General features: G+C 45.2%; 7 protein-coding genes. All 7 read left to right on the forward strand.

Features of this window, described 5'->3' with window-relative positions; all coding sequences use genetic code 11:
- Positions 1–211: 211 nt before the first annotated feature.
- The 7 genes from AB1797_13025 (at position 212) to AB1797_13055 (ending at position 4,615) form a co-directional block, all read left to right on the forward strand.
- Positions 212–550, forward strand: coding sequence for a PIN domain-containing protein (locus AB1797_13025; GenBank protein MEW5768508.1), 339 nt, complete (start codon positions 212–214; stop codon positions 548–550).
- 76 nt (positions 551–626) lie between these two features.
- Positions 627–1,805 carry an electron transfer flavoprotein subunit alpha gene (locus AB1797_13030; GenBank protein ID MEW5768509.1) on the forward strand — a complete coding sequence of 393 codons (1,179 nt, stop codon included), beginning with the start codon at positions 627–629 and terminating at the stop codon, positions 1,803–1,805.
- Between the two features lie 407 nt (positions 1,806–2,212).
- Positions 2,213–2,458 (forward strand): hypothetical protein, encoded by a 246-nt coding sequence (locus AB1797_13035; GenBank protein ID MEW5768510.1) that lies wholly within the window; start codon positions 2,213–2,215, stop codon positions 2,456–2,458.
- 234 nt (positions 2,459–2,692) lie between these two features.
- Positions 2,693–2,938 carry a hypothetical protein gene (locus tag AB1797_13040; protein ID MEW5768511.1) on the forward strand — a complete coding sequence of 82 codons (246 nt, stop codon included), beginning with the start codon at positions 2,693–2,695 and terminating at the stop codon, positions 2,936–2,938.
- Positions 2,931–3,461 (forward strand): type II toxin-antitoxin system VapC family toxin, encoded by a 531-nt coding sequence (locus AB1797_13045; GenBank protein MEW5768512.1) that lies wholly within the window; start codon positions 2,931–2,933, stop codon positions 3,459–3,461. Before AB1797_13040 ends, AB1797_13045 begins: the two co-directional genes overlap by 8 nt.
- Positions 3,462–4,034: 573 nt before the next feature.
- The gene (locus tag AB1797_13050; GenBank protein ID MEW5768513.1) at positions 4,035–4,358 is read left to right on the forward strand and encodes a hypothetical protein; all 324 of its coding nucleotides are present in this window, start codon (positions 4,035–4,037) and stop codon (positions 4,356–4,358) included.
- A gap of 44 nt (positions 4,359–4,402) precedes the next feature.
- Positions 4,403–4,615, forward strand: coding sequence for a hypothetical protein (locus tag AB1797_13055; protein MEW5768514.1), 213 nt, complete (start codon positions 4,403–4,405; stop codon positions 4,613–4,615).
- The last annotated feature ends 380 nt before the right edge of the window (positions 4,616–4,995 follow it).

Genomic DNA, 4,995 nt, shown 5'->3' on the forward strand with positions numbered 1-4,995 from the left:
AGACAAGGAAAAGACTTTTACCCCCCATAGTTGTGGAGATAATAACGTGATTGAGGCGAGGCATAATGTTCTCCAAACTGTTACCAGTTTTTCAGCCCTTTTTTAGGGGATTTGGGACAATGCCGGATTATGTATCTTCTTGATACTAATATATTTCTTGAGTTTTTGCTTGGTCAAGAAAGGGCTGATGAATGTATAGCACTTCTTGAGTTTGGTAAGGGATGGTGAAAGAAGGGCGATTATTACCTCATTTTCCCTTCACTCTATTGAGGTTATCCTTTTTTCCGCTAATAAAATTGATATTCTTGAAGAATTTCTTTCTGCTTTGCTTAAATTTGAAGGCTTAACAGTTTTTAGCACAAACTTAATAGATGAAATTGAGGTAACAAAGATTTCAAGGGCTGCAGGTTTGGATTTTGATGATAGCCTTCAATACTATGTGGCAAAACTTTTGGGCCTGGAATTGGTCAGCTTTGATAAAGATTTTGAAGATAAAGGAATAAAAGTACTTGAACCTAAAAATATTGTTTTAAATTATGGAGTAAGATGAAGAAAGTTAGAATGAAGTTTTTATTATATTTTAGATTATGGTCAATAATACCACAAAATGAGAAGAGGAGGTATTAATGGGGATTTACGTTATTACTGAAGAATGTAGCGGTTGTCAGGAATGCGTTCAGGCTTGCCCGATGGGGGCTATTGAAATAGTCGAAGACGTAGCGGTGATTGGAGATGCCTGCAATCTATGTGGGGCATGTGTTGATGTTTGTCCTTTTGAGGCCATCAAAATTGAGGTGGAGCGTAAGAAGGCCAAAGCAGAGGGATATAAAGGAGTCTGGGTTATATCTGAACAGAGAGAAGGTAAATTGATGGGGGTCAGCCTGGAACTTTTAGGGGAAGGGAGGAGGCTGGCCAAGAAATTAGGTGTTGACCTCTCCACGGTTCTACTCGGGAGTGGCCTTAATCATCTGGCCGAAGAATTGATCTCAGCCGGAGCAGATCGAGTCTATCTGGCCGATGACCTGGTGCTTAAAGATTACCAGGGGGATGCCTACACCAAGGTCCTGAGCGATTTAGTTGAGGAAGGCAGGCCGGAGATTATGCTTATGGGCGCCACGATGATTGGGCGGGCTTGGGCCCCCAGAGTGGCGGCCAGGCTTGAAACCGGTTTAACCGCTGACTGCACCGCCCTGGATGTGGACGAGGAGGGCAGGCTCCTCCAGACCAGACCGGCGCTAGGTGGAAATATAATGGCGACTATTATTTGTCCTAATCATAGACCGCAAATGGCTACGGTGCGGCCTAAGGTATTTAAAAAACCCGACCTGGATTTAACCAGAAAAGGGGAGGTGGTCAAATTACAGCCCCGGCTAAAAAAGGCGGATATAAAAAGCAGGATATTAGAAATAGTTAAAGAAGTCAAGGGCGAGATAAACATAGCCGAGGCTGATATCATTGTCTCCGGGGGAAGAGGGTTAGGCGGCCCGGAAAATTTTAAACTGGTGGAAGAATTGGCCGCGGCTTTAGGAGGAGCGGTGGGCGCTTCCAGAGCAGCGGTTGATGCTGGTTGGATTTCCAGTTATCATCAGGTCGGACAGACGGGCAAGACGGTCTCGCCTAAGCTTTATATTGCCTGCGGTATATCCGGCGCTATTCAGCACCTGGCCGGGATGCAGAGTTCCGATTGTATTGTGGCCATAAATCGTGACCCGGCCGCGCCTATTTTTGATATTGCTACCTACGGGATAGTAGGTGATCTCTTTGAGGTGCTGCCTTTATTGACCACCAAATTGAAAGAGGCGTAAGTGTTCAGCCACTAAGACACAAAGATTAAAGGATTATTTCTTCCTTGGTGGCCTACTTACGTTGAAGGGTAGGTAGAGTGAGCCATTCTAGTCTGATTTCCAGTTTCACGCTTGCCATAGTCCGAACACTCAGAATCTTGGCCACAAAAACGTGATAGATCATCCATGGTTTGCCCTCCGAAACGTTGTTTTTTGGGGGGGACAATTAATTGCTCCCTGTTTCAGTTATCGGCAAAGCTGGATATATTCTTCAATTTAAGTAGGCCACCAAAGAACTCTACCCACTAATTTTATCCCCCTCTTGCCCGAAAAAAACCTGCATTTTTTTACCTTGACAAATCTTAACTTCGTTGTTAAACTAAAATATAGGAAATGAGATTAACTAAAAAGGAGAGAGAAAACTTAGCATGAGTTACTTAGAGATTTTGGGATTGGTGGTTACCGGAGGGGGCACAATAGCCTCCATCTTAGGGGTCTTTTTTGCCATATATGCAAAACAGAATGGTAAGGTAACCAGAGAGTTCATGGCTAAAACCATAGCAGAAGAAAACAAAAATATGAAGGAATTCTTAGCAACTGTCCTTGAAAGAATGGACAGAAAGGGAGAGGAAAGGCATCTTGAGGTGCTTTCAAGGATAGAAAAGCCTCATTGATGAGCGGGGGGCCTATTTACGTTGAATGACAGATAAAGTAAGCCATTCAACGTAAGTAGGTCACCAGGGAAAAACCTGGAAGGGTAGATAACAAGGCGCTGCACCTGATCGCTATTCCGCTGCGCTCCATAGCGGCAGGTGAGCTTTTTCGTTCGGCGCTTTCTTCCAAAAACCACATCCATAGGGGGCGCAATTGTCGTGCTTGCAATAAGCAAGCAAACTGATTATACGAACATGGCTACTCTCTATGTGCGGGACATCCCCGACAACCTTTACCAACAGGCTAAAAAACTTGCCGACGCGCAAGGGCGTTCACTGAGTGCCTACGTGCTGATCATGCTTCAACAAGCCGTTGAAGATGAAAAGGTACGTCAAAAACGCTCTAAAGTGCTGTCGAACATCCGCCGCCGCCGCTGCTGCCTGCCATCGACTATACCAGATAGCGTAGTGATGCTCCGGCAAATTCGCGGTGATGAGTAACAAGCCGCTGATTTGCGTCCTCGACGCCAATGTGGCGATCAAGCTGTTCTTTGTTCAGCCGCTTTCGGACTTGGCGGATGCCTTATTTGCGCATTTGGAAGCTGATGCCCGAACGCGCTTTTACGTCCCCGATTTCTTTTACGCCGAATGCGCCAGCGCCTTCGTAAACTACGTTCGGTTGATGAAGTATCCGCCTACAGAGGCGGAAAAGGATATGGCGGAATTACATGCGCTGGGCTTGACCATTATTCCGACGGCTGATTTAGCACTCCAAGCCCTGAGCATCGCTGTGCACCATCGAATCAACGGGTATGATGCCTTTTATCCCAAGTTTGACAGTTGGTTTTCTCGTTCTTGTAATTCAATGTTATTATTATGGTTACAAAAACCAAATTTCATCACTACATCTTTCTTTAAAAAAAATGAAGTTATTATTTTCCAATGGGTTGCGATTTCTATCTGTCAAACTTGGGTTTTATGTGGCTTTATCCGCGCGGGTCAAGGCGCCCTTGATAACTGCTGACGAGAGATTGGTCACGGCGATGAAGGGCAAACCCTATAACGTTAGCTGGCTGGGAGATTTCTCAATACCGTCCTTACCAACTTCAGCGCCATAAGTATGTTTGCCTTGTTGGGCAAGCGAATTGGAATATCGGCGCGAGGCGCCAAACAAGCGCATGCACCGGACACGCTTCGCGGCTCGCTGCGCTCGCAGCGGCCGAACAAGCGGCTGGAGCCGATGCTCGCCTCGACGAGCAAGCTCGCCTCCGCTTGCACGGTTCAGCCGCCGCGCCGTTAATTGGGATCATGTAGCCTTTAATCCTGAGCACCGATTAGTAGTGAGCGTAGTACCCGGTAAACGTAAGGCTGAGAATGTAGATAACTTAGTCAAAGATTTCAAGGAACGGACTGGGTCTCGGCTAATGAACCTAACATGACAAGGCACTAGTTAATTCTGCCTTCGAACTCTACCCACTAATTTTATCCCTCATCTTGCCCGAAAAAAACCTGCATTTTTTACCTTGACAAATCTTAACTTCGTTGTTAAACTAAGATATAAGAAACGAGATTAACTAAAAAGCAGAGAGGTTAGGATATGAGTTACTTAGAGATTTTGGGATTGGTGGTTACTGGAGGGGGCACAATAGCCTCCATCTTAGGGGTCTTTTTTGCCATATATGCAAAACAGAATGGTAAGGTAACCAGAGAGTTCATTGCTATAGAAAACAAAAATATGAGAGAGTTCATGGCTAAAACCATAGCAGAAGAAAACAAAAATATGAGAGAGTTCATGGCTAAAACCATAGCAGAAGAAAACAAAAATATGAAGGAATTCTTAGCAACTGTCCTTGAAAGGATGGACAGAAAGGGAGAGGAAAGGCATCTTGAGGTGCTTTCAAGGATAGAAAAGCCTCATTAATGACAAGACACAAACAACATAAAAATGGAGTAACCGTTCAGCACATGATGCTGGATGCTCGATCCTCGATGCTCGATCCTCGATGCTCGATCTTCGATGCTGGTAAAGGATTCAGTATCCAGGATCGAGCATCCAGCATCGAGGATCAAGCATCCAGGATCGAGGATCGAGTTTGTGCCGTAGGGGCTGAACGCTTACAAAAAAGGAGAAGGTTGATATGGAACTTCTCTCTCTCTCGAGAGGCAAGGTCTATCTAAATAGAATTTGTAGGCTCAATTCCTATAGAGGGTTATAATTATGGCAGGTAGAACATACCTGCTTTTTTGTTTTGTAATTATTCAGCCACTGATTAACACGGATAAATAGTAGGGGCAACCCCTTGTGGTTGCCCCATATCAGGGCAGGCACAGGGGCCTGCCCCTACTAACGGAGAGGAGGTGAGGATCTGATCTTATCGATGAAGACCACGGATTGTGAAGGATCAATCCCTGGTCGTATCTTTAAAGAAAGGGGTGTGGCTACTTTTCATGCAGCCATTTTCCATTCGTAAGTCCCGTAAAGACGTTTCTGTTCCTCTCTGATATGGAAATCCCAATACTTGTCCATATCATCGCTGAGGTTGATAGCGCGAAGCTTT

It is taken from the genome of bacterium (assembly GCA_040753085.1).
Classification (GTDB): domain Bacteria; phylum UBA9089; class JASEGY01; order JASEGY01; family JASEGY01; genus JASEGY01.